This window comes from Thioalkalivibrio sp. ALE11 (assembly GCF_000381205.1).
Classification (GTDB): Bacteria; Pseudomonadota; Gammaproteobacteria; order Ectothiorhodospirales; family Ectothiorhodospiraceae; genus Thioalkalivibrio.
Genome location: NZ_KB906169.1, coordinates 1 through 24,544 on the forward strand (window position 1 = coordinate 1; position 24,544 = coordinate 24,544).

The 24,544-nt window shown below is 65.4% G+C and carries 24 protein-coding genes and 2 tRNA genes; 12 read left to right on the forward strand and 14 right to left on the reverse strand.

Annotated elements, in window-relative coordinates; genetic code table 11:
- Positions 1–63: 63 nt before the first annotated feature.
- The 3 genes from istB to yegD all read right to left on the reverse strand — a co-directional run bounded on the left by istB (position 64) and on the right by yegD (position 4,265).
- Positions 64–804 carry an IS21-like element helper ATPase IstB gene (gene istB, locus F620_RS0107850; RefSeq protein ID WP_019569550.1) on the reverse strand — a complete coding sequence of 247 codons (741 nt, stop codon included), beginning with the start codon at positions 802–804 and terminating at the stop codon, positions 64–66.
- Positions 791–2,332 carry an IS21 family transposase gene (gene istA, locus F620_RS0107855; RefSeq protein ID WP_026331303.1) on the reverse strand — a complete coding sequence of 514 codons (1,542 nt, stop codon included), beginning with the start codon at positions 2,330–2,332 and terminating at the stop codon, positions 791–793. The genes istB and istA overlap by 14 nt, the downstream gene beginning before the upstream one ends.
- A 580-nt stretch (positions 2,333–2,912) precedes the next feature.
- On the reverse strand, positions 2,913–4,265 hold the full coding sequence (gene yegD, locus F620_RS0107860) for a molecular chaperone (protein WP_196802040.1): 1,353 nt from the start codon (positions 4,263–4,265) through the stop codon (positions 2,913–2,915).
- Positions 4,266–4,857: 592 nt separating this feature from the next.
- Between yegD and F620_RS0107865 the strand changes: the two genes are divergently transcribed.
- Positions 4,858–5,166, forward strand: coding sequence for a hypothetical protein (locus F620_RS0107865; RefSeq protein WP_019570121.1), 309 nt, complete (start codon positions 4,858–4,860; stop codon positions 5,164–5,166).
- A 98-nt stretch (positions 5,167–5,264) separates the two neighbouring features.
- Here the strand turns inward: F620_RS0107865 and F620_RS14805 are convergent, their stop codons facing one another.
- The 7 genes from F620_RS14805 to F620_RS0107900 form a co-directional block, all read right to left on the reverse strand.
- Entirely contained in the window at positions 5,265–6,281 is a 1,017-nt protein-coding gene (locus tag F620_RS14805) for an HD domain-containing protein (protein ID WP_196802041.1), read from the reverse strand.
- Positions 6,282–6,339: 58 nt separating this feature from the next.
- Positions 6,340–6,699: an AlpA family transcriptional regulator gene (locus F620_RS0107870; protein WP_019570122.1), complete on the reverse strand. Its 360-nt coding sequence runs from the start codon at positions 6,697–6,699 to the stop codon at positions 6,340–6,342.
- Positions 6,700–6,921: 222 nt separating this feature from the next.
- Entirely contained in the window at positions 6,922–7,227 is a 306-nt protein-coding gene (locus tag F620_RS0107875; protein ID WP_038030772.1) for a hypothetical protein, read from the reverse strand.
- Positions 7,217–8,461 (reverse strand): Arm DNA-binding domain-containing protein, encoded by a 1,245-nt coding sequence (locus tag F620_RS0107880; RefSeq protein ID WP_019570124.1) that lies wholly within the window; start codon positions 8,459–8,461, stop codon positions 7,217–7,219. The genes F620_RS0107875 and F620_RS0107880 overlap by 11 nt, the downstream gene beginning before the upstream one ends.
- On the reverse strand, positions 8,454–8,690 hold the full coding sequence (locus F620_RS0107885) for a hypothetical protein (protein ID WP_019570125.1): 237 nt from the start codon (positions 8,688–8,690) through the stop codon (positions 8,454–8,456). The genes F620_RS0107880 and F620_RS0107885 overlap by 8 nt, the downstream gene beginning before the upstream one ends.
- A 952-nt stretch (positions 8,691–9,642) precedes the next feature.
- A tRNA-Arg gene (locus F620_RS0107895) sits at positions 9,643–9,719 on the reverse strand.
- 38 nt (positions 9,720–9,757) lie between these two features.
- A tRNA-Arg gene (locus F620_RS0107900) sits at positions 9,758–9,823 on the reverse strand.
- A gap of 203 nt (positions 9,824–10,026) precedes the next feature.
- On the opposite strand from F620_RS0107900, the gene F620_RS0107905 reads away from it, so the two are divergent.
- On the forward strand, positions 10,027–10,917 hold the full coding sequence (locus tag F620_RS0107905; RefSeq protein WP_019570127.1) for a c-type cytochrome: 891 nt from the start codon (positions 10,027–10,029) through the stop codon (positions 10,915–10,917).
- 65 nt (positions 10,918–10,982) lie between these two features.
- On the opposite strand, the gene F620_RS0107910 is transcribed toward F620_RS0107905, so the two are convergent.
- From F620_RS0107910 to F620_RS0107920, 3 genes are all read right to left on the reverse strand, one after another.
- On the reverse strand, positions 10,983–12,494 hold the full coding sequence (locus tag F620_RS0107910; RefSeq protein WP_019570128.1) for a YifB family Mg chelatase-like AAA ATPase: 1,512 nt from the start codon (positions 12,492–12,494) through the stop codon (positions 10,983–10,985).
- Between the two features lie 90 nt (positions 12,495–12,584).
- Positions 12,585–12,854 carry an accessory factor UbiK family protein gene (locus F620_RS0107915; protein WP_018869073.1) on the reverse strand — a complete coding sequence of 90 codons (270 nt, stop codon included), beginning with the start codon at positions 12,852–12,854 and terminating at the stop codon, positions 12,585–12,587.
- Positions 12,855–12,902: 48 nt separating this feature from the next.
- Positions 12,903–13,625 (reverse strand): pteridine reductase, encoded by a 723-nt coding sequence (locus F620_RS0107920; RefSeq protein WP_038030804.1) that lies wholly within the window; start codon positions 13,623–13,625, stop codon positions 12,903–12,905.
- Positions 13,626–13,718: 93 nt separating this feature from the next.
- On the opposite strand from F620_RS0107920, the gene F620_RS0107925 reads away from it, so the two are divergent.
- Both F620_RS0107925 and tsaD read left to right on the forward strand, forming a co-directional pair.
- A complete protein-coding gene (locus tag F620_RS0107925) occupies positions 13,719–14,909 on the forward strand; it encodes a class I SAM-dependent methyltransferase (RefSeq protein WP_019570129.1) in 1,191 nt (396 codons plus the stop codon).
- A gap of 61 nt (positions 14,910–14,970) precedes the next feature.
- Positions 14,971–15,990, forward strand: coding sequence for a tRNA (adenosine(37)-N6)-threonylcarbamoyltransferase complex transferase subunit TsaD (gene tsaD, locus F620_RS0107930; protein WP_019570130.1), 1,020 nt, complete (start codon positions 14,971–14,973; stop codon positions 15,988–15,990).
- A gap of 18 nt (positions 15,991–16,008) precedes the next feature.
- On the opposite strand, the gene plsY is transcribed toward tsaD, so the two are convergent.
- Positions 16,009–16,653 (reverse strand): glycerol-3-phosphate 1-O-acyltransferase PlsY, encoded by a 645-nt coding sequence (gene plsY, locus F620_RS0107935; protein WP_019570131.1) that lies wholly within the window; start codon positions 16,651–16,653, stop codon positions 16,009–16,011.
- 72 nt (positions 16,654–16,725) lie between these two features.
- On the opposite strand from plsY, the gene F620_RS0107940 reads away from it, so the two are divergent.
- From F620_RS0107940 to F620_RS0107975, 8 genes are all read left to right on the forward strand, one after another.
- Positions 16,726–17,487 carry an alpha/beta fold hydrolase gene (locus F620_RS0107940; RefSeq protein ID WP_019570132.1) on the forward strand — a complete coding sequence of 254 codons (762 nt, stop codon included), beginning with the start codon at positions 16,726–16,728 and terminating at the stop codon, positions 17,485–17,487.
- The gene (gene bioC, locus F620_RS0107945; RefSeq protein WP_019570133.1) at positions 17,484–18,362 is read left to right on the forward strand and encodes a malonyl-ACP O-methyltransferase BioC; all 879 of its coding nucleotides are present in this window, start codon (positions 17,484–17,486) and stop codon (positions 18,360–18,362) included. Before F620_RS0107940 ends, bioC begins: the two co-directional genes overlap by 4 nt.
- Before the next feature lie 269 nt (positions 18,363–18,631).
- The gene (gene ccoN / locus F620_RS0107950) at positions 18,632–20,119 is read left to right on the forward strand and encodes a cytochrome-c oxidase, cbb3-type subunit I (protein WP_019570134.1); all 1,488 of its coding nucleotides are present in this window, start codon (positions 18,632–18,634) and stop codon (positions 20,117–20,119) included.
- A gap of 19 nt (positions 20,120–20,138) precedes the next feature.
- The gene (ccoO, locus tag F620_RS0107955; RefSeq protein ID WP_018947084.1) at positions 20,139–20,873 is read left to right on the forward strand and encodes a cytochrome-c oxidase, cbb3-type subunit II; all 735 of its coding nucleotides are present in this window, start codon (positions 20,139–20,141) and stop codon (positions 20,871–20,873) included.
- Between the two features lie 24 nt (positions 20,874–20,897).
- Complete coding sequence (locus tag F620_RS0107960) at positions 20,898–21,119, forward strand: cbb3-type cytochrome c oxidase subunit 3 (RefSeq protein WP_019570135.1); 222 nt, start codon at positions 20,898–20,900, stop codon at positions 21,117–21,119.
- A complete protein-coding gene (gene ccoP, locus F620_RS0107965) occupies positions 21,116–22,048 on the forward strand; it encodes a cytochrome-c oxidase, cbb3-type subunit III (protein ID WP_019570136.1) in 933 nt (310 codons plus the stop codon). The genes F620_RS0107960 and ccoP overlap by 4 nt, the downstream gene beginning before the upstream one ends.
- A 146-nt stretch (positions 22,049–22,194) precedes the next feature.
- Complete coding sequence (gene ccoG, locus F620_RS0107970; RefSeq protein WP_019570137.1) at positions 22,195–23,601, forward strand: cytochrome c oxidase accessory protein CcoG; 1,407 nt, start codon at positions 22,195–22,197, stop codon at positions 23,599–23,601.
- 90 nt (positions 23,602–23,691) lie between these two features.
- Entirely contained in the window at positions 23,692–24,519 is an 828-nt protein-coding gene (locus F620_RS0107975; protein ID WP_019570138.1) for a FixH family protein, read from the forward strand.
- Positions 24,520–24,544: the final 25 nt, after the last annotated feature.

Here is a 24,544-nt window from a genome sequence, read left to right on the forward strand (position 1 = left end):
GTGTCAATGGCCATCGCTTTTGACCCACCTCTGGCCAACAAAATTGACCCAGGGAGCCGGCGTTCAGCCGGCGGTTTTCTCACGTAGTCGGTAGCTGTCTCCTCCCAGTACGTAGATCGATGAGTGGTGGATGACCCGGTCGATGATCGGGACGGCCACGTTGTCGTGGTGGAAGAACTCGCCCCAGTCCGTGAAGTCCTTGTTGGTCGTCAGGATCAGCGAGCGGTACTCGTAGAACGCGTGAACCAGCTGGAAGAGGTTGTAACGCGCCTGGCGGCTCATCGGCAGGTAGCCAAGCTCGTCGATGACCAGCAGGTCGAAGCGTGTCAGCTGCGCGATCTTCTTCTTGAGCTCGCCCTTCATCTCCGCCATTTCCAGCTCCTCGACCAGCTCCAGGGCGTTTCGGAAGAGCACCTTGTAGCCGGCATCGAGTGCCTTGCGGGCGATCCCGATGGCAAGATGGGTCTTGCCGACCCCCGGCGGGCCGATGAAGACCAGGTTCTGCCGGTTGTCGATAAAGCCGAAGTCCAGCAGGGCGTTGATCTGGCGCTTGGTGATGGTCGTCTGGTGGCGGTAATCGAAGGCCTCCAGGCGTTTGTCCGAGGGCAGGCGGGCCCGCCGGCGGTTGCCGTCCAGGCGCTTGCTCTCGCGGACCCGTTGCTCGTGTTCGGCGAGGCGCTCGGCAAAAGCCAGGTAGGAGACGGCGTTGTCCTCCGCCTCCGAGAGCAGCTGCGGCAGCTCGTCGGCGATCGCCGTGCAGCGCAGATTCCGGAACCGGCCCACGGCCTGATCAAGACGGCTCATGGGTCACCTCCCGATGGCCAGCCGGCTGGCCAAGGTGGGCGTAGGCCGACAGCGAGACCGGCCCCGATGCCTCGCCGGAGGTGTCTGCGTCGGCCTCCATGTCCCGGCCGCGCCACTGCGCACGCTGGTTGGCCTCGAGGAAGTCCCGGATGCGCGTGGCCGTCAGCCCCTCACGCCCGGCAAGGCGCTCGAGCAGCTCCGTGTCCAGCGAGGCCGTGTCCTCGAGGATCCGGCGTACGGCCGCGACCTGATCGCGGTAGATCTTTGGATCACTGGCGCGCAGCTGCGCGCACAGCCGCCCGCCGAGATCGGCACCGAGGCGCTCGGCAATGGCCCGCTCGATGTCCTCGACGTGCTGTGCACGATCGCGGTAGTGGTGGGTGTTCCGCACCCGCTCCCCCTTGCCGGTGGCCAGTGGATGCGTGGCCACCACTTCCCCGGAATCCAGGTCGACGATCTCGAGCGATCCGGCGCTCTCCTGGACCCCGACCCGGCCGCGCTGGTAGGCCATCGGCACGGTGTACTTGTTGGCCGACCACGAAATCAGACCCGTCTTGTCCACCTTGCGCACGGCCACCTCCGGGCCTGCATGGCTCACGCACGGCGGCGTGAGATACGCTCGCAGGTGCGAGCGTTCCTGCGCCTCGAAGCGCTCCCGTGGCTGACATCGGGTCGTGCCGTGGCAGCGGACATTGGCCACTTCCTCGAGCCAGTCCCGGACATGAGCCTTGACCGCCTCCTCGCTGGAGAAACGCTCGCCGTACAGGCAGTCGCGCTTGACGTACTTTACGCCGGCCTCGACCTTGCCCTTGCTCTCCGGGTCGTAGCCCCGGCAGGCGTGGATGCGGAATCCCGCCGCCGTGGCGTACTGGTGGAAGCGCTCATTGACCGTCAGCTCCCGGAAGCGCTCAGCGATGACCACCATCTTCGTCTGGTCGTAGACGCACTCCTCGGGCACGCCGCCGAAGGCGCGCAGGGCCTCGTCGTGCATGGCGATGAACGTCTCGGTGTCGATCGGGCGGAACGACACGCACACGTGCATCAGCCGGGAGTACGAGAGAACAAAGACGACGAAGTACACCGTACGCGACTCGCCTGCGATCTCCACACCCCGCAGCTCGCCGGGATCCACCTGGCACTGCACGCCGGGCACGTCGTCGAGGACGGGCTCGTAGTAGCGCGGCTGCGCAACGGGGACGGACTCCCGCAGGCGCTGCAGATACCGGCGCAGACTGCGATCCGAGACCTCCAGGTCTCCGACCTCGTCACGGATCTTGCGAGCCACCTTCACGGCACTGAGCTTCGGGTAGCGGCGCAGCAGGTACTCGAGGTAGGGGCGATGGGCATCGAGCCGCTTGCACCGGCCCGAATCCGCACGCTCGGCGACGATCGCCTCGGCGCTCTGGCGCAGATACTTGCGCACCGTGTTACGCGAGATACCGAGCTCGCGGCTGATCGCCCGTACGGACAGCCCCTGGCCCTCGTCGTGCAGTGCTTTGATCCGATGAATCATGACCCACTCCTTCATGTTCCCGTCCCGGCCGCCTCTCTGAACGGCGGACGGTATGGTCAGACGTGGCCAGTGGCCACCCGTAGGTGGGTCAAAATTGTTGGCCAGTAGAGGGTCAGTTTACGTGGCCATTAACAGTGCGGAACTAGAAGATGGCGGAGATCGCGCACGGCTTTCTGAAGAAGCGGATCTGGTGGGCGCGGTTCCAGATGATGCACATGGTCAACGCCAAGGGCGAGGAAGTTAGGACCGCTTTGCGGCACCGGGGAACGCGGGGCCACCGGATGCCGCCCGTTCGACCGGCTGTGCGCCGAACAAGGGGTCGAGCATCGTCTGATGCGACCGAAGCGGCCCCAGCCCCCGCGGGATGGTCGAGCGCTTCAACGGCCGAGCGCCGAACTGCTGCGTCCCCGGTGCGCCGATTTGGGGGGGGGGGCATTTTAAGGACACCCTCCGGGACTACCGGCGTCCGTAGAATCATCAGATTGGCAGAAGGCGCTGAGGACACCGAGCACCGCTTGAAGCCATCAAGGCCTGGAAAAAAGCAGGGCGCCGATTTGTTTCGTAAGCGTGTGTTCAAGCACCCGAGACCTGACAACTAAATGCGACCGCCAAATCGACTGTTGCCCCAGGTAGCAAGGCCCAACGTAGCGCTTCCGAAGTGATCACCTACTACGATGGGGACACCTTGGTGGGCTGCTTCTATGAACTCCACAATCACGGGCGACTTGGCCGTTCCACCCGTGACAAAAACGGCATCCGGTTTGCGTTGTGCCTGCGTAACGCACTCATGCATGAGCGCACCGAATTTGTGGAGCTCTCCATCGACAGAGCGCTCAAAATCGCTTCTCGAAAATCGTGGAATCCAGCCTTCTTCAATATAGTCCATCGGAACATTGGCTACTTGATTTTCACTGAGATGGATCTTCGTGAGTTCTGCACTACGCACTACTCTATGACTCAGTTTTTGAGAATGCATAGTTTCTAGACGTCGCAATAGTTTTGGGTCGGCCGCTTTTTGGATGATGGAGTCGATTAGTGGTCCGCTTCTTTGAAACTCCTTTTGGGCTGGCAGGTTGTTTACCATGACTGCGTTCCAGAAGACACTCGCTGGAAGCTCCCCGCCATCCTTGTACTTCGTTAAACGGCCGAATTTTTTCATAAACTCATGATAAGCAAATTTTATGTCGAGGTCATCGCCTCCTATTCGTCCTCCGGAATACCCCAACACAGTCTCTTCGTGGTTAGCCCTAGTGCGGTGACTAGGGCCGACAGCGACCATTGAGCAGTCGGACGTGCCCCCGCCTATGTCGACGACGAGAACCACTTGATCTCGGTTCAGCTTGCTCTCGTACTCGATCGCGGCCGCCAAAGGTTCGTAGAGAAATTCGATTTCCTCGAATCCGCACGAGACCGCCGCGCGCTCCAGAATCGATAACGCTTGAGCATCTCCCGCTTCCCCCTGTCCCCCGTGGAAATGAATCGGCCTTCCCATTGCGACGTGCGAAAGTTCGCGTCCCAGCTTTTTTTCCGCCACGGATTTGACGTGGGCAAGAATTCTGGTGACGATCTCACTAAAAGTGTGAAGCTGGGCGTTGGTCAGTTTTGAGCCAAGGAAGGTCTTGGGAGACTTGAAGTAGAACCCTGAATCGGGGTTATTAATGTAATGAAGAGTGGCGTCTTTGCCGAAGCGGTCCCCCTCCGACGACGCGATTGCCTCTGAAAGTGTCTGATTATTGCTCGCGTCCCGCTGCTCTTCGATCGCTTCACGGCGCATGAGGCCCTGTTCGCGCGATCGAATTTGCGCGTCGCTCAGTATCCGGAACGACTTTCCTTGCTTTTTGGCTTCGTTTGCGTCCCTAGTCTGCGCGGCTTTTGCTACGGCGACCCTCCGATCTAATTCCCTCTCGTCGATATCTATAGTGTCGCGGACGCTCTTGGGCGTGTACATTAAGGAGGGTATTGAGGTGGCCCCGTCTTCTAATGGAACCAACTCGGGGCGCCCGGCCCGCCAGACGGCAAGGGCTGTGTTCGACGTGCCGAAATCTATACCGCAGAACATAAGGGGGGGTCCGTTTCTCGTGTAAGTCAAGATCGTGTCTTGTGAATAGAATTTGGAGCCAGCTAATTGAGAGGGCCGACGGGTTCTGTCGCGCTTGCTCTGAATCCGCTTTCGCAACATCGGCCGAGAGGTTCTTTTGCCGACTAGGCCGTCGCTGGCATCATCGCTTGCGGTGCAGTGACAGCGCCCAACGTGCCTGCCTTTGCTCACTGGGACACCGCTCGCGCATTGTATGCCTAGGCTTGACAGAGTAGCCGCACTTAGCGTGGTTAACTCATGTGGGGGTGTGGGTCAAGTAATTTCGAGCACCGCGCTGGATGGACTGGCGGCGATTTGCCCCCCCTAATTTCGTGACCACTCCCGCCGGTCCTACGGGACATGCGCTTTGGCTGGGGATGCTTACCGGCGAGGGATACTTTAAGCGGGGCGAGGCAGCGTTTCCGGAACTCCGCAGGGGGGCGATGCCGTTGCAGCACACGGTATGCCGGTTGATTTCGACGCCCTCACCTATGAGGGGCTCGTGGCCCTGAACCATCGGATCGTGGAGCAGCTGAAGTTCCTCGAGGCGAAACAGGCCCATCGGGCGATGATGGACTTCAACCTGGGAGCGCGGGTGAGTTTCGAGTCGAGCCGGGACGGCCGGCTGACGGGAACGCTGGTGAAGTTCAATCGCAAGACCGTCACGGTGCTCACCGATGACCAGCGCCAGTGGCGCGTCCCGCCGGAGATGCTCTCACCCATCCAGGACGTGGGGAGCGGAACCACCGTCGTGCGACCGGACGACCACTGATCCGAGTAGCGATATCCCTCCTGATCTTCTAGATGGTCAAGACGGTCTGGAATGACCGCCTACTCACGCATCGCAGCGCCGCCTGAAGCCGTAATCGCTCATTCACCAGACTTGGCCTTAACTCGCAGAGAATATGGGCTGGATCGCATGTGCGGATGTTTCCGCCCCCATCCACCGGCAGGATTGCGGTGACGAGCGTGCAATTCTGCCTGTCCGGACAGGCTGTCCGCCTTGGAAACAATGTCCGCCTCGATCATGGCGGGCTGGCGTAGGCCCACCCAGTCGGGTGCGCCGCGGCGAGCCGTCAGTAGGTTGAGTAGCGCGACGTACACTTCTTCCGGCAAGTCGACGTTGGGAATGGCCACTGCCGCAGAGATCCATTCGACGAGGGTGTTGTCGTGGCCGATCAGTTTGCCGCGGTCGGTCAGGCGCCATGACTTGCGGTGACTATCGAGTTCGTATTCATCCGCCTTGCCGGCATCATGAAGTAACGCGGCCAGTAAGGCGAGATTGCGGTCGGCGTCCGGTGTGCCGGCACATAGCCTGAGTGTGTTTTCCGCGACTTCGACCGTGTGTTGCAGAAGACCTTGCCGGTACGCATGGTGGTTCGCTATTGACGCTGGAGCGAGACAGAACCTGTACAAGCGGTCCGAGTTCCAGAATATCGCATTGATTAACGAACGGTAAGTTGCGGGGAGTTCATCGACGAGACGGGCGAAGCGAGCCAGCCAGCCTTCGTGGATATTCCACGACGGTGGAATGGTGCGGAACAGGTCGAGTTGGGGCTCGGGACGTTGAAGTACCGAGACTCCACCGATTCGGATTTGTGAGTCTGCCCGTTCCCGAGTAACGCTGAACGGCCGGACGAGGGTATATTTCCGCAGCGCGTTGTTCTCGCGTGCAGAGGACCAGCACACCGGTACAGTCACGAGGTCGTGGTGTAGGTCGGCAGTGTAATGGTGCTTGGCACCGTCATGATCCTCCGACAGGTTGCAGAGCCGGAATGCTGTGGGGATGGTCGTTGGTGCCGGGTTGTTGTCCCAGGTTCGCACGGCCACCAACTGAGCCGTGGCGTGGTGGGCTCCGCTCGTTATTTCCAGTGCTTCCCCTTCCATGTCGTGCCTCTTGCTTGTTCCGAGCCCGGGGGCGACGGGTGTCTGGTGTGCCCGCCGACTATCGCGATGCCCCATAGTCTTCCGGCCAATGTTTGGCCAGCAGCGCGTTCACGTCCCGGGGTTGATAGAGCGCGATCGCGTGTTCGATCAGCGCGGTTTGGATTTCCAGCTGGTTCTCCAGTTTCTGCAGCTGCTGTTTCATTGCCTCCAGTTCCGTCTGGATCCCGGTATGGCCCGCGGTGGATGCGTCAGGAAACAAGTCATGAACCTGATCCGCGGATACGTAGCGACGGTTGTCGCCGCCCCGGCGGTATCCGAGTCGGCCCCGGTGCATCAGCCGGTACAAGGTCTTCACACTACAGCCGGCTCGATTCGCGGCCTGCTGCAGGGTCAGCCACGTTGGGTCATTGACGGACATGATCAGACTCCTTGTCTGTGATTGACGCGAGGCTGTCCCATGACCGGGTCTGAATGCCCGAGAACGAGTGTCCCGGGCATGGCGCAGGCAGATGGGAGACGCTCCGGCGAAGTCGGACATGAGTCCCGCCATGTCCCTCCCAGTCCTTGGACATCCAGGGACACGGGTCCGGGACTCGGAGAGACAGAGACCTTCTTGGGTGGGACACAGCGGGCCAGCCCATCACGGTGCGATTCCCCGGTCGTTTTCCCATTGCGTCAGGGTGCGATGCAGCCGCGCCGAGAGCTGGGGCATGCATTGCTCAACGGCCTCGGACTGGATACGACGGACCTCGTGTTTCGCCCAGGTTTCCAGGGCCTCGCGGTTGTTGCGCTCGGTGCCGTCGCCCAGGACCCAAATGAGATGGGTCCCCGGCGGAATCTGGAATGCAGCCTCTAAGGCCGACGCCAGGCGTTCGATCCGCCGCCGGCAGGACCGTTCTTCGGCCATTCGGAAAACGGCTTGCTGGAGGTGCGGGTTACCCGTCATGAGACACCTCCCGCTCTGTATCCGTGGATTCATTGGCCCCCTCCTCTTGGGAGGAGGCTTCCTCGTTGTTCCCCGGTCCGAAGTTGGAACGCAGCAGTCGCTCCATCGCGGATCCGTCCTGACGAGTGAGGTTGGGCACGTAGCGCGAATACACCCGGAACAGCATCTCGGTCGTGGTATGGCCCATTTGCCGTGCAATCCATTCTGGACTTTCGCCCGCCGCCAGCCAGAGCGTCGCGGCCGTATGACGGGTCTGGTACGGACGGCGCCGCCGCAGACCCAGGTGCCGGAGAAGGGGGTGCCAAACGCGATTGGTGACGTTGTTGGCGTTGAGGGGCGCGCCGTCGCGGTTGCAGAAGACGAACGCATGCTGTCCGGTGACCTTGTATTGCTCCCGCAGGGCGTGGCACACCATCTCGGAGAGGTCCACGGTGCGGAACGATCCGTCGTTCTTGGTGTAAACGAGCTGGCCTTTGACCAGTGCGTTCCGGACCAGCAGTTGGCGCCGTTCGAAATCCACGAACTGCCACTGCAGTCCGTGGACCTCACTCGTCCGCAGGCCGGTGAAGAATCGGACGATGAAGTAGGGGCGAAAGTCGGGCCGCACGGTGTCGATGATCGCCTTCACCTCATCGAGCGTGAACGGTTCCACGTCGGTGCGCCCGACCTTGAGTGACTTGATCCCGTGGTACGGTGACGTAAACTCGTACCGGTTGGCCGCCTCATTAAGGATCATCCGCAATGGCGTCATGATGTGGTTGATGCGAGTCGCTGACAGACGTTCTTCTTTCCGGCCGGAGACTTTGGCGAGTGTCGACCGGAAACTGAGGATGTCTGCCTTCTTGATGCGGCCAACTTCCATCTCCCCGAATTCGGGTTTCAGGTACTTCTCCAGGGTGAGCCGCACGTTGTCACTGTGCGTCTGACGCCACTGGATCCGCATTTCGTCGAACCAGGTCTCCGCGAATTCGGAGAACAGGGGCGTGGCCTGGTCCGGTGTCCCGTGACGGTCTTCGGCGGCGAAGGCGATGGCGTTGGTGCTGCCCGGGAAGTGCCGAGCGTAATCGAACGTGCCAAGGCTGATCTCGGCCTCGATCCGTTCGAGCACCTTCTTCGCCTTTTTGCGGTTGGCCGGAGTGTCGTCGAGGGCGGTCTGTTCCCGGCAGCGCTTTCCCCGGAAACGAAAGTCCAGGAACAGCTTCCCGGTCTGGTTTCGTACGCGGACGCTACCCATGGCACACCTCCCCGTTCGCCATTGGCAGCGAAAACGACCCGTTTTTGGAGTGTTTCGCCATGTCCCGCTCGATGGCCTCCCACAGGTAGAGCGTCTTGCGACCGCCAAAGGGGCGGACGTAGTGCACGCCTTCGAGCAGGACGGAGTCCTTCAGCCGCTCCCGGATGGTGCGTTCGTCGTATTTGATGCGTTCGGCCAGTTCGGCCGTCGTGAGATACGTCGTGTCCATCTCTTTCCTCCTGTCTTATTGGTAGACACATAGACATTAATACACATCTGAATGGCGTGCGCAAGTAAAATTGGTAGACACGTATCTTGTATCCCTGCGTTCCGGTACACTTTCGCCGAAACAGCTGGAGGACGGCCCAGGATGTCGCGGTTACAGATCAACGTTCGAGTCGAGAAAGAATTGGTCGACCAGATCGACGAGCGTCGGGTGGAACTGAGAGAGACCAGGGGGGAGATACCCACGCGTTCGGACGTTATCCGCCTAGCTCTGGAGTGGTACCTGAAGCAGCCGGCGGATCAGGTTGCGAAAGACGAGGATCAGCCTGACGGGTAGCACATCAAAGGTGGCGCCTGCTCGCTGCGCGTGACTGGCGTCGATGCATAGCCTCTTGGACCTCGTGCGGAAGGTGTCCCGCCACCGCGCGACTCTTGCAACTTCCTTCTTGTTGGCGTTCCTAAGCAACACTGAATGCGGGGCGCACCTGCTCGTTCCAGCGTGTCGGCAGGTATCCGGGTCGAGGTGGGGTGCCGTAGAGCGTACGGTGGGAATACTCGGCCGATGTTCGAGGGTTTGCCTTTGAAAGACGAGGAAGCCGGCGACACGCTGCGCCGCATTAGGGCCTGGGTACAGGCGCCCGATGGGTGGGCATTCACGATGCCCGCTCGGACATCTCCTGGTGTGTAAACGGAGAGGCCTCGCTCCCGGATGGGGGCAGCCAAGCGACGGGCAGCGAGGCACGGCAGCTCGCATTCATTTTGAGCGCGATTCAATCGGCGCGCTGGAGGCCGTGGGCACCAGATGGGCACATCTTGGGCACAGGGCAAAAATCGGGGGTATTGCGGGCACGCGGCTAACGTTCGCTGAGTGATAGCCGCGAAAGGGAGCGCTAGCCGATGAAGGCGGTGTTCAAGGTGCGGTGAAGGGGTGGGTAAGGCATTGATCCGGCAGAGTATGGCGCGCCCGAGAGGATTCGAACCTCTGGCCTCTGCCTCCGGAGGGCAGCGCTCTATCCAGCTGAGCTACGGGCGCACGATGGGGGATCGTACCAGATTTTGATTGTCAGCCGCTGCGCCCGTTTGGGGGTGAGTGCAACCTCCGGAGGGTGGCGCTCTATCCAGCTGAGCTACGGGCGCTACGGAGCGAAATGGTACGCCGCGCGGCCTTTTTCGTCCAGTGATTTTTGAGTGCTGTACTTGGTTTGTGGTCTGGTTGCGCCGGATGCCCTATACTCTCGCCCCTCGTGCGCGCCCGTGCGCCGCAGCTTTCGGGGCCGCGCCCGGATTCCAGGGGAAACCAAAATCAAGGCCGCATTCGGCCGGATCTCGGAGGGAGAGAAGTGGCGAATCAACCGATCAAGATGGATGCCGGGAACAAGGTGCTGTTGTTCATCTCGGCAATCGCGCTGGCGGGCGCGGTCGTTTTCCTGGTGGCCCAGCTGGTGAACTGGCTCGGCCAGATGGGCACGGCGGAACGCACCACCATCACCGAGGAACAGCTGACGGAGCGCCTGACTCCGGCGGGACGGGTCGAGGCCGGTCCGGTGGACGTGGCGGAAGAGGAGCCGGCCGATCTGAGTCCCGGGGATATCTACCAGAATGTCTGCGCGGCGTGTCACGACACGGGGGCTTCGGGTGCGCCCATCGTGGACGACACCGACGAATGGTCCTCGCGCTTCAGTGACAAGGGCATGGATACCCTCTTTGATCACTCCATCAACGGCTTCAATGCGATGCCGGCAAAGGGCGGGGATCCGAGCCTGAGCGACGACGAGGTTCGTCGGGCGGTCGCCTATATGCTGGATCAGGCGGACGTGGATCACGGCTGGTCGCCGGACAACGGTGCCGCGGAGAACGGCAACGGTGAGGAAGCCGCGAGCGAGGAAGAAGAGGCCGCCGCCGAGGAGGAGGCCGCTGCGGAGGAAACCGCCACGAATGGCAATGGTGAAACCGTCAACGGCATCGATCTGGCTGCGGGTGACGCCACGCGCGCCGAAAACCAGCTGTACGGCACGTGCGTCGCCTGCCACGGCGCCCGGGGCCAGGGCGTGGGCATCTTCCCGGCCATCGCCGGGAATACGGCGGAGTTCATTGCCGGACGCCTGGTGGCGTACCGCGCCGGCGAGACCGTGGGGGATGACACCCACCTGATGGCGCCGAACGCGCGCAATCTGTCGGATCAGGACATTGCCGACCTGTCTGCCTATATCGCGACGTTCGACGAGTCCTGAAGCCGGGCTGCGAAAAGCCCCGCAAAGCCCCGCCACGAACGCGTCGTGGCGGGGCTTTTTTGTGTCTACTCCACGCGCCAGTGGTCCAGGGCGCGGAAGCTGAGGGCCTCGGTCAGCTGGGCGCGGCCGATCGTCGGTGCCCCGGCCAGGTCGGCGAGGCTGCGGGCGACGCGCAGGATCCGGTGGTAGGCCCGGGCCGACAGGCGAAAACGTTCCGCGGCGGCATCCAGCAGCGCCCGTTCTTCCTCGGGCAGGCGGGCGTGCTGCTGCAGGGCGCGGCCTTCCAGCATCCGGTTCAGACAGCCCTGGCGTTCCAGCTGGAGCCGGCGCGCCGCGGCCACGCGGCGGGCGACCGTGGTGCTGTCCTCGGCGTCCGGATCGGGGGTGTCGCGGCCGAGTTCCGCCGGCGGGATGCGCGGTACGTCGATTGCGAGGTCGATCCGGTCCAGCAGCGGCGCCGACAGCCGCTTGCGATGGCGCCCGCGCTGCTCCGGGGTGCACTGGCACGCGTTGCCCAGGTCACAGTCGAATCCCTGCGGGCAGGGATTCATGGCGCCGACCAGCTGGAAATGCGCCGGGAATTCGGCCTGGTGGGCGGCGCGCGAGATGTGGATGATGCCGGTCTCCAGGGGCTCGCGCAGCACGTCCAGCACCCGCCGGTCGAACTCGGTCAGCTCGTCCAGGAACAGTACCCCGTTGTGGGCCAGCGAGATCTCTCCCGGGCGGGGCGTCCCGCCGCCCCCCACCAGGGCCACGCCCGAGGCCGTGTGGTGCGGCTGGCGGAACGGGCGGCTGCGCCAGTCCTCGTGCAGGTGCCGGGTGCCGCGCAGGCTGTGGATCGCGGCGGTTTCCAGGGCTTCAGCGTCATCCATGGGCGGCAGGAGCCCGGGCATGCGGGCGGCCAGCATGGACTTGCCGCTGCCCGGCGGTCCGACCATCAGCAGGTGATGCCCGCCGGCGGCGGCGATCTCCAGCGCGCGGCGTGCGCGATGCTGGCCGCGTACGTCGGCCAGATCGGGGTAGGCCGGTGGACACGCTGCCGGAGGTTCGGCGGCGGGCAGGGCGGGGCCACCGTTGAGGGCCGTGCAGACCTCGCCCAGGTGGCGCGCGGTTACGATGTCGGCACGTCCGGTCAGGGCGGCCTCGCGACCGTCATCGGGGCTCAGGACCAGCTGGTGCCCCGCCTCGCCGGCGGCCAGTCCGGCCGGCAGGGCGCCGCCCACCGGACGGATGTGCCCGTCGAGGCTCAGTTCGCCGAGGAATTCGCGGGTATCCAGGGCGCTCTGCGGGACCTGTTCACTGGCCGCCAGGATCCCCAGTGCAATCCCCAGATCGAAGCGCCCGCCCTCCTTGGGCAGGTCGGCGGGCGCCAGGTTGACGGTGATGCGCCGACGCGGAAATTCGAAGCCTGCGGTCTGAATGGCCGCGCGCACGCGGTCGCGGCTTTCGCGCACCGCGGCCTCGGGCAGGCCGACGATCTGGAACGCCGGCAGGCCGTTGGCCAGGTGGGTCTCGATGGTGACGGCCGGTGCGCGGATCCCGTCGGTCGCGCGCGCGGTGACAATGGCGATGGGCATCCCTGCCTCTCCCTGTTCGGGCCGGGCGTTCCGGGCCCGGCGGCAACTGGTTGGTGATGGCGCGGCCGCGGGCGGCGCCACATGCGGCGATCAGTTGTCGGAATCGGTGTCCTGCGGTCGGGCGGCCTGCTCGAGGGCTTCCACCCGGGCCTCCAGTTCGGCGAGGCGCTCGCGGGTGCGCTCCAGCAGGGCAACCTGGACGTCGAAGTCCTCGCGGGTCACCACGTCCATGCGCTCCAGACCGGCCTGCAGCGAGCTGCGCACCTGGCGGTGGACGTCTTCCTGCACGCTGCGCACCGATTCCGGCAGGCTTTCGGTAATGCGTCGGGCGAGGTCATCGAAATGTTTCGGGTCAAGCATGCCTGCGGTCTCCGGGTTTCGGTTCTTCCAGTCTAACGCGTTCCGGTGTCATTGCGAGGCCGAGCGGCCGCCATCCACCGGGATCACCTGGCCGGTGATGTAGGGGGACTCCAGCAGCAGGAAGCGCACGGTGCGGGCGATATCCGCCGGGTCGCCGGGCCGCTTGAGGGCCGTGCGCTCCACCATTGCCTCGTGGGGGGCGACGTTGGCCGGGTCCTCGGGACTGAGGATCGCCCCCGGTGCCACGCCGTTGACGCGCACCTCCGGGCCCAGCTCGCGTGCCAGCGACTGGGTCAGGGCATGCAGCCCGGCCTTGGCCGCGGAATACACCGGGTAGCCGCTCAGCGGTCGCAGGGCGTGGATGTCGACGATGTTCACCACCGCACCGCCACTCGCCCGCAGGGCGGGGGTGCAGGCCTGGGTCAGGAACAGCGGGGCGCGCACGTTGGAGCCCATCAGATCGTCCCATTGCGCCATGGTGATCTCGCCCACTGGCGTGGGGTAGAAGGTGGAGGCGTTGTTGACCAGGAAGTCCAGCCGGCCGCGCCAGGCATGCGCTTCCCGGGCCAGGGCCTCCGGGGCCTGCGGGTCGAGCAGGTCGGCCTGCAGCGGCCGGGCACTGTCGGGACGCCGGGCGTTCAGTTCGTCGGTCAGCGCTTCGGCTTCGGCGCGCGAGCGCCGACAGTGCACGATGACGTCCAGTCCGGCGGCGTGCAGTTCGCGCGCGATGGCCGCGCCGATGCGCCGCGCGCCGCCGGTGATCAGGACCACGCGGCGTTCGCCGGCGTCCTCCGGGGGTTTCGGTGAATCCTTGCCTGGGGCACTCTCTGCCACTGCCAACTCCCTGCATGGAACGAATGACCAATGCCGCCGGCAGAATCTAGCACAGGCCCCGGGGACCCGGCCGCGGACCTTTCCGCGCGGCTGGTGGACTCCCTGCAACAGAGCATCCGCGAGGCCGGAGGGTTCCTGCCCTTCGTCGAATACATGGACCGGGCGCTTTACGCACCGGGTCTGGGATATTACGTCAACGGGGCGCACAAGCTGGGCGCGGGCGGGGATTTCGTGACCGCGCCGGAGATCTCGCCGTTGTTCGGCGAGACCCTGGCGGCATGGCTGGCGCCGGTGCTGCAGCAGGACCTCGGCGGCGAGGGCGTGATCCTGGAATTCGGCGGAGGCACCGGGAGGCTGGCGGGCGACGTGCTGGACACCCTGCGCGAGGCGGGCGTGCCGTGGGCGGGGTACTGGATCCTGGAGGTCAGTCCGGACCTGCGCGAGCGTCAGCGCGAGTATCTGCAGGGCGTGCTGCCGGCGGAAGACTTCGCGCGGGTGACCTGGCTGGATGCCCTGCCGCGGGAGGCCTGGCGCGGCGTGGTGCTGGCCAACGAGGTGCTGGATGCCCTGCCGGTGGAGCTGTTCCGCTGGCGCGACGGGGCGGTGGGGCAGATGGGCGTGTCCGCGGACGAGGGCGGTCTGGTGCTGGCCGAACGCCTGGCCCCGGAGCCGCTGCGCAGCGCAGTGTACGAGCTGCACGCGCGCTGCGGGCCGTGGCCCGAGGGTTACACCTCGGAGTGGCGTCCGGCCCAGAACGCCTGGGTCGCGGCCGCGGTGGAGCATCTGGAGCGCGGCGCGGTGGTGATCGTCGACTACGGCTTCCCGCGCGACGCCTTCTACGCCCCGGAGCGGCATCAGGGGACGCTGGTGGGCTACCACCGTCAGCAGATGGTGCTGGATCCACTGGCGCAGCCGGGGCTGATGGATCTGACCGCCAGCGTGGATTTTACCGCCGTGGCCGAGGCGGCGGATGCCGCCGGGCTGGAGGTCGCGGTGTACGCCGCGCAGGGCGAGTTCCTGCTGGCGGCCGGATTGCCCGCGCGCTTCGATGCGCGGGTAGGCGACGCCAGTGACGCCGAGACCACCCTGCGTGCGGCGCAGGCGGTGCGCATGCTGACGCTGCCGGGAGAGATGGGCGAGCGATTTCAGGTGATGGCCCTGACCCGCGACTGCCCGTCGCTGCCGCGGGCCGGCCTTCCCGACCGCCGGGGGCGGCTGTGACGGAGACACGGGGCCGGTGCGGGCACTTTCCCGCCGGGGCGCCGCGGGGCATGATTCCCGGATGAACGTACTCGGCATCGAAACCTCCTGCGACGAGACCGGCGTGGCGCTGATCAGCGACCGCGAGGGTCTGCTCGCGCACCGGCTCTACAGCCAGACCGATCTGCACGCGGTCTACGGCGGCGTGGTGCCCGAGCTGGCCTCGCGTGACCACGTGCGGCGCCTGCTGCCGCTGGTGCGCGCAGTGCTGGACGAGGCCGGCATGCGCGGGGAAGAGCTGGATGCCATCGCCTACACCGGCGGTCCGGGGCTGCTGGGGGCGCTGCTCACCGGCGCCGCCGTGGCGCGTTCGCTCGCCTGGGGCTGGGGTGTGCCGGCCCTGCCGGTGCATCACCTCGAGGGACATCTGCTGGCGCCGATGCTGGAGGGCGAGTTCGAATTCCCGTTTCTGGTGCTGCTGGTGTCCGGCGGGCACACCCAGCTGATCCATGCCCGTGCGCTCGGCGATTACGAGCTGCTGGGCGAGAGCATCGACGATGCCGCCGGCGAGGCCTTCGACAAGACCGCGAAGCTCCTGGGGCTGGGCTATCCGGGCGGGCCGGCGCTGGCGCGGCTGGCGGCCGACGGACAGGCGGATGCGCTGCGCCTGCCGCGGCCGATGCTCGACCGGCCCGGTCTGGACATGAGCTTCTCCGGGCTGAAGACCGCGGTGCTGACGGCCGTGCGCAAGGGCGGACACGCCCCGGCGGATGTCGCGCGGGCGTTCGAGGAGGCGGTCAGCGAGACCCTGGTGGAGAAGACCCGGCGTGCGCTGAAGCAGAGCCGTGCGCCGGCGCTGGTGGTGGCCGGCGGGGTGGCCGCGAACGCGACCCTGCGCGCGGGTCTGGAGCGCATGGCGCGCGAGAGCGGCGTGCCGGTGCATTTTCCGCGGGCGGAATTCTGCACCGACAACGGAGCGATGATCGCGCTGGCCGGCCTGCGCCGGCTGCAGACCGGGCGCGCTGCCGAGGCGGTGGACGACGCCGGCGCTCCGGTCATCCATGCCCGGGCGCGCTGGCCGCTGGCGGAGCTGACCGGCTGAAGCCGGGCCGCAGCCGCCCTACGCGGAGCCGTCTTCTTCGGCGTCGTCTTCCCCGGAGGCGGGCTTTTTCTTCTCGCCGATGCGGGATTCCTCGCCGCGCATCAGCCGCCGGATGTTTTCGTCATGGCGGATGAACAGGATCAGGGCCATCACCGCGACCAGCGTGACGATCCAGAAATCCGGCTCGCCCGGGGCGAAGGCCAGGTACAGCGGCGCCGCGCCGGCGGCCACCAGCGCCGCCAGCGAGGAATAGCGCCAGATCGCCGCGACCGCCAGCCAGGTCAGCGCGCTCAGCAGGGCGACCAGCGGGTTCAGCGCCAGCAGGACGCCCAGCGCGGTGGCGACACCCTTGCCGCCCTGAAAGCGGTAGTACACTGGCAGGACGTGGCCGAGAAAGGCCGCCAGGCCCACGGCGCCCGCGGCCCAGCCCGGCAGGTCCGTCCACTGCAGGACGATGAAGACCGGCAGCCAGCCCTTGGCCACGTCGCCCAGCAGGGTGATCAGGGCCGCCGTGCGTCCGCCGGTGCGCAGCACGTTGGTGGCGCCGGGGTTGCGCGAGCCGCTGGTGCGCGGGTCGGGCAGCCGCAGCGCATGGCTGACCAGGATCGCGCTGGATACGGACCCGAGCAGATAGGCGAGGACGATGGCAATGGCGCTGAGCATGGTGGGGCGGTTCCGGTTGGCGAATGCGGGCCCATCATACGCAACGGGACGTGGCCGGGGCAGGGGGCGCTCGTGAGGGACGGGAGCGCCCCCGCGCTGATTCTGCTGCATGGCTGGGGTTTCTCCGGCGCGGTCTGGGAGCCCGTGATCCGCGCGCTGCGGGCGCGGGGGTACGCGGGGAGGATCCATGCCCCGGACCTGCCCGGCCATGGCGCCGCCGGCGGCGGTGACGAGCTGGCCGATCCGGATGCCGTCGCCGCGCAGCTGGTGGCGGGGTTGCCCGACGACCTCGAGAGTCCCGTGTGGGCCGGCTGGTCGCTGGGCGCACTGCCCGCGCTGGCCGTCCGGGGCGCGCATGCGCGGGGACGCATCCTGGTGGCGGGAAGTCCGCGCTTCGTGCGCGCGGCGGACTGGCCGGAGGCAATGGATCCCCGCGAGCTGGACGGTTTTGCCCGTCTGCTCGGCGGCGACACCGGACGCCTGCGCCGCCAGTTTGCTGCGCTGTGCGCGCGGGGCGCGCAGGAGCCCGCCGCGCTCGCGCGTTCCCTGCGCGGCGGGCTGGAAGCGGCGGCGGCGCGACCCGAGGCCCTGGTGGCGGGGCTCGCCGCGCTGCGTGATGCGGACCGGCGTGGCGATCTGGGCGCCGGGTCGCCGCTGGCCGCGCTGCTGGCCCAGGACGACGCCCTGATCCCGCCGGGTCTGGAACGGCATCTGGCGACCCGGGTGCCCGGGGCGCGCATTCGGCGGGTGCCCGGTCCGCACGCCCTGCCGCTGGCGGCGCCCGATACGGTCGCCGAATTCATCCATGCAACGCTGGCGGAGATCCCCGCATGAGCGACATCGACCCTTCCGGCTTCGAACTCGACAAGGCACGGGTGCGTGAAGGCTTTGGCCGCGCCGCTGCCGACTACGAAACTCACGCCGCAGTGCAGCGCGAGGTTCAGGGGCGCCTGCTCGAACGCCTGGACCTGATCCGGATGCAGCCGGAACGCGTGATCGATCTGGGCTGCGGGATCGGCGAATCGTTCGACGACCTGGCCCGCCGTTATCGCAGCGCCCGTCTGACCGGGGTCGACTTCGCGCCGCCCATGCTGCAGCGGGCCCGCCGGCGCGGGCGCTGGCTGCGGCGCCCGCGGGTGCTGTGTGCCGACATGGAGGCCCTGCCGCTGGCCGACGCCTCGCAGGATCTGGCGATCTCCAGCGCCGCGCTGCAGTGGTGCAGCAGTCTGGATCGCGCGTTTGCCGAGGTCCGCCGGATCCTGGCGCCCGGTGGCCTGTGGATGTTCACCACCTTCGGCCCGGCCACCCTGAGCGAGCTGCGCGAGGCGTTCGCCGCGGTGGACGGCGGTGCGGCCGCCCACGTGAATGCCTTCATCGACATGCACGACATCGGCGATGCCCTGGTGCGCGCAGGCTTCGCCGACCCGGTGATGGATCAGGAAACCCTGACCCTGACCTATCCCGATCTCACCCGACTGATGCGCGATCTGCGGGGTGTGGGGGTGCGCAACGCCCTGGCCGGGCGTGGCCGCGGGCTTACCGGACCCCGGCGCCTGGTGGCCGTGGCCGAGGCCTACGCCGAGCGATTCGGCGTGGAAGGCCGCCTGCCGGCGACCTGGGAGGTCGTGTACGGGCACGCCTGGGTGCCGGATGCGCCCCCGCCGCGCGCGCCGGAAGGGCGCACCATCCCGATTCGGCCGGTCTCCTGAAGCCCGCCGCTCGCACTCCCTCGAAAATCCCGCGACAAAATCGCGGGTGCGTGATTTGCCTCAACACCGAGCGGAATCACTCGGTGCACTCTCGCGTCAGGGGTATCCGCCGGTGTATCCTTCAGCGGCCAGAAAGTTCCCCTGCTCTCGAACGAATGTCCGACTGCAGGGGGTGGTCTTGGTTTTTTTTGTCGACCGGTAATGGGGTAGAGTTCTGAGCCCCCGATCCATCGGGACCTTCGTGTTCCCCGCAGCAAGGTGGAAAAGTCATGTCACAAGCAGCCACTACCGCGGGTGCCGCACCCGCAGCGTCAGTCGCTTCAACCGAGCAGTACAATTACGCGATCGTCAAGAAGTTCGCGGTTGCCGCCGTCCTCTGGGGCGTGTTCGGCATGGCCGCCGGGGTCTGGATTGCCTCGCAGCTCGCGTGGCCGTTCCTGAACTTCGACATCGCGCAGATCACCTTCGGGCGCTTCCGCCCGGTGCACACCACGGCGGTGATCTTCGGCTTCGGGGGTAACGCCCTGTTCGCCACGTCCTATTACGTCGTTCAGCGCACCTGTCACGCGCGACTGTGGAACGACTCCCTGGCCAGTTTCACGTTCTATGGCTGGAACCTCGCGCTCATCCTGGGCGTGATCAGCTACATGGCCGGGATCACGCAGGGTCGCGAATACGCCGAGTTCAACTGGCAGATCGACCTGATCATCCTGGTGACCTGGGTGGTGTACTTCCTGGTCTTCACCATGACGCTGCTGCGCCGCAACCAGCCGCACATCTACGTGGCGAACTGGTTCTTCATGTCGTTCATCCTTGCGACCGCGCTGCTGCACATCTTCAACAACATCGAAGTGCCGGTGGGCCTGTTCAACCCGCAGTCCTACCCGATGTTCTCCGGTGTGCAGGACGCGATGCGTCAGTGGTGGTATGGCCATAACGCGGTGGGCTTCTTCCTGACGGCCGCGTTCCTCGGGATGATGTACTACTTCGTGCCGAAGCAGGCCGGCCGTCCGATCTACTCGTACAAGCTGTCGATCATCCACTTCTGGGCGCTGATCTTCCTGTACATGTGGGTGGGTGCGCACCACCTGCACTGGACGGCCCTGCCGGACTGGGTCTCCACCCTGGCGGCGACCTTCTCCATCCTGCTGCTGCTGCCGTCCTGGGGCGGCATGATCAACGGGATCATGACCCTGTCCGGTGCCTGGGACAAACTGCGCACCGACCCGATCATGCTGTTCCTGATCACCGCGCTGGCGTTCTACGGCATGTCGACCTTCGAGGGTCCGATGATGTCGCTGAAGAGCGTGAACGCGCTGTCCCACTACACCGACTGGACGGTGGGCCACGTGCACTCCGGTGCCCTGGGCTGGGTGGCGATGATCAGCTTCGGCTCGCTCTATCACCTGATCCCGCGGCTGTGGAACGTGAACCTCTTCAGCCTGAAGCTGGTGTACGTGCACTTCTTCCTCGCCACCGTCGGCATCGTGCTTTACATCACTGCGATGTGGGTGGCCGGTATCGGTCAGGGCCTGATGCTGCGCGCCTTCGACCAGTACGGGAACCTGGCCTACACCTTCACCGAGTCCGTGGTGTTCCTGCATCAGCCGTACGTGGTGCGTGCCATCGGCGGCGGTCTGTTCCTCCTGGGCATGGTGATCATGGCGTTCAACATCTTCATGACGGTTCGCACGGGCATCAAGGCGGAAGCCCGTGCCCGTCAGGAAGCCATCGAAGCCGAAGCCCGCACGGCCTGATCAGGGGAGAAGAGGAATCATGAAGCACGAAAGCGTAGAGACTAACGCCGGACTCCTGATCGTCCTGACTCTGGCCGTCATCAGTGTCGGCGGCCTGGTCGAGATCGTCCCGCTGTTCTACATCGACGACACCGTCGAAGAGGTGGATGGCGTCCGGCCCTATACCCCGCTGGAGCAGCGGGGGCGCGACATCTACATCCGGGAAGGTTGCTACGCCTGCCATTCGCAGATGGTGCGGCCCTTCCGTGACGAGATGCTGCGTTACGGCAATTACTCGCTGGCGGCCGAGTCGCAGTACGACTATCCGTTCCAGTGGGGGTCCAAGCGGACCGGCCCGGACCTTGCCCGGGTGGGCGGAAAGTACTCCAACGAGTGGCAGGTCCAGCACCTGATCGACCCGCAGTCGCTGGTGCCGGAATCCATCATGCCGGGTTACCCGTGGCTGGCGGAGACGCCTCTGGACATGTCCGACCTCGAGGACCGGATGATTGCCCTGAAGCGCGTGGGCGTTCCTTACTCCCTTACGGAAGAGGAGTACGAGCGTAACGTCGAGAAGTACGGCGAAGAACACGCCCGCATGTTCGACATCAACCGGGCGGAGGAAAACCTGATCGAGCAGGCCCAGGCCGAGAATTTTGACGGCAACAGCGCAACCATTACCGAAATGGACGCCATCGTTGCCTACATGCAGGTTCTGGGAACCATGGTCGATTTCAGTGAATACGATGACGGCCACTTTGCCGAATTCCGGTAAGCCGTCAGGGAGCTCGATTCCGTCATGCTGAGTTTGTGGGAATGGATCCAGGACATGGGCAACAGCAAGACCCTGGCCCTGATCCTGTTCATGAGCACGTTCGTCGGGGTGGTGATCTATCTGTTCGCCAGCCCCCGGCGTGCACGGAAATTCGAGACGTATCGCTACATTCCTCTGGATGATGATGATTCACATCGGGAGCCGACGACGTCCCGGCGTGACAAAACCGAGAGTGACGAGCAATGAGCACACAGGACAATCGCAAACCGGGTCAGGGTGAGGTGGAAACCACCGGTCACGTCTGGGACCAGGACCTCGCCGAATACAACAATCCGCTGCCGCGCTGGTGGCTGTGGGGCTTTTACGCCACGGTCGTGTTCGCCCTGGTCTACTGGGTCCTCTACCCGGCCTGGCCGATCGGCGACACTTTTACCAAGGGGCTGGCCTCGGTGACCTACGAGCAGGACGGCGAGGAGGTCACCACGCACTGGAACACCCGGGCGCTGTTCTACCGGGACATGCAGACCGGTGAATATGCCGTGCGCCAGCGCAACATGCTGGAACAGGTGGCGGGCATGGAGTACGCCGAAATCCTGCAGGACGCGGATGCCATGAGCTTCGTGAACGCCTACGCCCAGGGTTCCTTCGGGACCTGGTGTGCGGCCTGCCATCAGGTGGGCGGTGCCGGCGTGATCGGCCAGTATCCCAACCTGCGGAACGACCACTGGAAGTGGGGCGGCACGGTGGAGCAGATCGAAGAAACCCTGGTTCAGGGGCGCCTGGGCTACATGCCCGGTTATCGGGGCAGGCTTTCGGACCAGCAGCTGGATGACGTCTCCGCGTTCGTCCTGTCGATGAACGGCTACGACATGGATCCGGCCGCGGTCGAGGCGGGCGAGCGGGTCTTCACCGGCTATGACGGCGGCTGCTTCCAGTGCCACGGTACCGGGGGCGAGGGGCTCGAATCCCAGGGCGCGCCCAACCTGACCAATGACATCTGGGGTCTGGTGGACGTCCACGGTGCCGCCGACGATGGCGAGCGTCAGCGTCAGGTCGCGCGTTTCATCCGCAACGGGGCCCAGCGCGAGATGCCGGCCTTCGCGGATCGGCTGTCGGATGAAGAGATCAAGATCCTGACGGCCTACGTGCACTCCCTCGGTGGCGGGCAGCCGTAAGCCCGCTGCCTCTACCGCGTCGATATCCGACCGCAAGGGTGCGAGGTTCTTGACCTCGCACCCTCATTAGCTGTTAATGATCGAAATCCCATGGGACACCGGACCCGCGGCGTCCCTGATCCGGGGCCGTTCCCCGGGAGGCATTGATGGCGGAACAGCAGCCGATGTACGAAGCCCGTATCCCGATCCATCCGCGTTCGGTTAAAGGGCGGTTCCGCAACCTCAAGACCGGTATCCTGGTCGTCGCCTACAGCGTCTATTTCCTGCTTCCGTGGATCCGCTGGGAGCGCGAGTTCGGCCCGAATCAGGCCATCCTCTTCGACATCCCGGGTCGCCAGTTCTTCCTGTTCGATCTCGTGGTGTATCCCCAGGATATCTTCTGGCTGGCCGGCTTCCTGATGCTGGCGGCCGTCACGCTGTTCTTCGTGACCGGCCTGGCCGGTCGCGTGTTCTGCGGCTATTTCTGTTTCCAGACCCTGTGGACCGACGTGTACATGTACCTGGAGCGGAAGATCCAGGGCGAGCGGCCGGCGCGGATCCGGCTGTCGAAGCAGCCATGGAATGGCGAAAAGATCCTGAAATATGCCGCGACGCATGCCTCCTGGCTGCTGGTTGCGTTCGCGACCGGGCTGGGGTTTGTCCTCTACTGGGGGGATGCGCCCACCATCGTGCAGCAGTTCTTCGTCGGCGAGGCCGTCTTCGCGGCCTATGTGACAGCGGGCATCCTCACGGCCACCACCTACACGGCCGCGGGGCTGGCACGCGAGCAGGTCTGCACCTTTATCTGCCCGTACGCGCGGTTCCAGAGCGTGATGTTCGACAAGGACACCATGATCGTGTCCTACGACGAGGACCGCGGCGAAGGTTCGGCAGGGCGGGCGAAACCGGTCAAGGGGCTTCAGACGCGCGAGGAGCGCCAGGCGGCGGGCGTCGGCGACTGCATTGATTGCGGCTATTGCGTGCAGGTGTGTCCCACCGGGATCGACATCCGGGACGGTCTCCAGTATCAGTGCATCCACTGCGCGCTGTGCGTGGACGCCTGCGACACGATCATGGACAAGCAGGGCTGGCCCCGCGGCCTGATCCGCTACACCTCGGAACGCGAGCTGGAAGGTGGCAAGACGCACCCGATCCGCCTGAAGACCGTGGGTTACGGGGCGGTGATGCTGGTCATCCTGGGGGCCCTGGTGGCGAGCATCCTGGATCGTCCGCCGATGGATGCCAACGTGAATCAGGTCCGCCAGCCCCTGTACGTACAGATGTCGGACGGCCAGATCCAGAACTCCTACGAGATCCGCCTGAACAATACGAGTCAGGAAGTGCTCGACTTTGAACTGGGGATCGATGGCCTGGACGGAGCCACGCTGGATCTGGGGCAGGTGTCGGACATCCGCCTGGAGCCGGGCGAACGCCTGACGGTGCTGGCCCGAGTGCGCTACGATGTTCCGCCGGATGCCTCCGGATCCCGGATCCCGTTCGACTTCGTGATTACGGATCGTGAGGGTCGGATCGACCCTTACACCATCGGCTCCCAGTTCAGCTACGCGCGCTGACCGGAGGGCGGACCTCTACCCCGGCAAACGGATGCGCCGGGGTTCGCAAACACCGGACGCAACCCCGTCCCCGTGGACGTTGAAGGCATCATGAGCAACCTGGTTATCACCCTTGGCCTGGGCAGTGCCGCCCTGGCGCTGCTGTTCTTCCTGATCTACCGCTTCACGCGCCTGCGCGCCTATCATGCGGCTGCCGTCGTGGTGGCGGTCATGCTGTTCGTGTTCATCCCGGCTTCCATCCTTACCTGGCAGGGGGCCGATGTCTTCGCCATCCATCTGGCGCTGTATGTGATCGTGCCTTACGGGCTCGGGATCGTGTTCAGCCAGAAGGAGGCCGAGGCAGCCGCCGGCAAGGCCCACGTGGGTCGTTTGCACTGGGCCCCGATGGTGATCGTCGGGTTCTTTACCATCATCGCGACGGTTCAGGCCGTGCTGATTACCCTCGCCCACAACGGCATGCCGGACCGTTTCATCGGTACCCTGCTGCCCGAGCCGGACGCCCCCGTGGAGCGTGTGACCTCGGCGTTCCCGGGGCTGGTCGACGGCTTCGAGGACCGCGACCAGGCGCTGGCGGTGCATCGCATGAGCGAACTGGAGGAACAGGCCTCGCGTGGCTGGGAGATCCGGCAGGGGTGGCTGGGAGAGCCCCGCAAGGGGGAGACCGAGACCCTGCGGGTCGAGGTCCGCGACGCCGAGGGCCGGCCTCTGGAAGGGGCAGAGGTCACGGGTACCTTCCTCTGGCTCGCCGACCATCGCAAGGATCAGCCCTTCGCCATGCGCGAACGCGGTGACGGATTCTACGAGGTCGACGTGGCACTTCCCGAGGCCGGGCGCTGGGATCTGCGCTTCTTCGTCGAACGCGACGGGGCGCAGGTCGAACAGCAGGCGAACACGCGCGTTCACGGTCACTCGGGCTGACGGCGCGGGTCCCGATGAGGCCATG

Coding starts and splice junctions, on each gene's coding strand:
- ccoG (WP_019570137.1), top strand. CDS start 22,195: ATGGCGGAACAGCAGCCGATGTACGAAGCCCGTATCCCGATCCATCCG.
- ccoO (WP_018947084.1), top strand. CDS start 20,139: ATGAAGCACGAAAGCGTAGAGACTAACGCCGGACTCCTGATCGTCCTG.
- F620_RS14805 (WP_196802041.1), bottom strand. CDS start 6,281: ATGGAAGGGGAAGCACTGGAAATAACGAGCGGAGCCCACCACGCCACG.
- F620_RS0107960 (WP_019570135.1), top strand. CDS start 20,898: ATGCTGAGTTTGTGGGAATGGATCCAGGACATGGGCAACAGCAAGACC.
- ccoP (WP_019570136.1), top strand. CDS start 21,116: ATGAGCACACAGGACAATCGCAAACCGGGTCAGGGTGAGGTGGAAACC.
- yegD (WP_196802040.1), bottom strand. CDS start 4,265: ATGTACACGCCCAAGAGCGTCCGCGACACTATAGATATCGACGAGAGG.
- istA (WP_026331303.1), bottom strand. CDS start 2,332: ATGAAGGAGTGGGTCATGATTCATCGGATCAAAGCACTGCACGACGAG.
- F620_RS0107885 (WP_019570125.1), bottom strand. CDS start 8,690: ATGGACACGACGTATCTCACGACGGCCGAACTGGCCGAACGCATCAAA.
- bioC (WP_019570133.1), top strand. CDS start 17,484: ATGAGCGACATCGACCCTTCCGGCTTCGAACTCGACAAGGCACGGGTG.
- F620_RS0107925 (WP_019570129.1), top strand. CDS start 13,719: ATGCCGCCGGCAGAATCTAGCACAGGCCCCGGGGACCCGGCCGCGGAC.
- F620_RS0107880 (WP_019570124.1), bottom strand. CDS start 8,461: ATGGGTAGCGTCCGCGTACGAAACCAGACCGGGAAGCTGTTCCTGGAC.
- F620_RS0107915 (WP_018869073.1), bottom strand. CDS start 12,854: ATGCTTGACCCGAAACATTTCGATGACCTCGCCCGACGCATTACCGAA.
- F620_RS0107910 (WP_019570128.1), bottom strand. CDS start 12,494: ATGCCCATCGCCATTGTCACCGCGCGCGCGACCGACGGGATCCGCGCA.
- tsaD (WP_019570130.1), top strand. CDS start 14,971: ATGAACGTACTCGGCATCGAAACCTCCTGCGACGAGACCGGCGTGGCG.
- F620_RS0107975 (WP_019570138.1), top strand. CDS start 23,692: ATGAGCAACCTGGTTATCACCCTTGGCCTGGGCAGTGCCGCCCTGGCG.
- F620_RS0107870 (WP_019570122.1), bottom strand. CDS start 6,699: ATGTCCGTCAATGACCCAACGTGGCTGACCCTGCAGCAGGCCGCGAAT.
- F620_RS0107875 (WP_038030772.1), bottom strand. CDS start 7,227: ATGACGGGTAACCCGCACCTCCAGCAAGCCGTTTTCCGAATGGCCGAA.
- F620_RS0107865 (WP_019570121.1), top strand. CDS start 4,858: ATGCCGGTTGATTTCGACGCCCTCACCTATGAGGGGCTCGTGGCCCTG.
- istB (WP_019569550.1), bottom strand. CDS start 804: ATGAGCCGTCTTGATCAGGCCGTGGGCCGGTTCCGGAATCTGCGCTGC.
- plsY (WP_019570131.1), bottom strand. CDS start 16,653: ATGCTCAGCGCCATTGCCATCGTCCTCGCCTATCTGCTCGGGTCCGTA.
- ccoN (WP_019570134.1), top strand. CDS start 18,632: ATGTCACAAGCAGCCACTACCGCGGGTGCCGCACCCGCAGCGTCAGTC.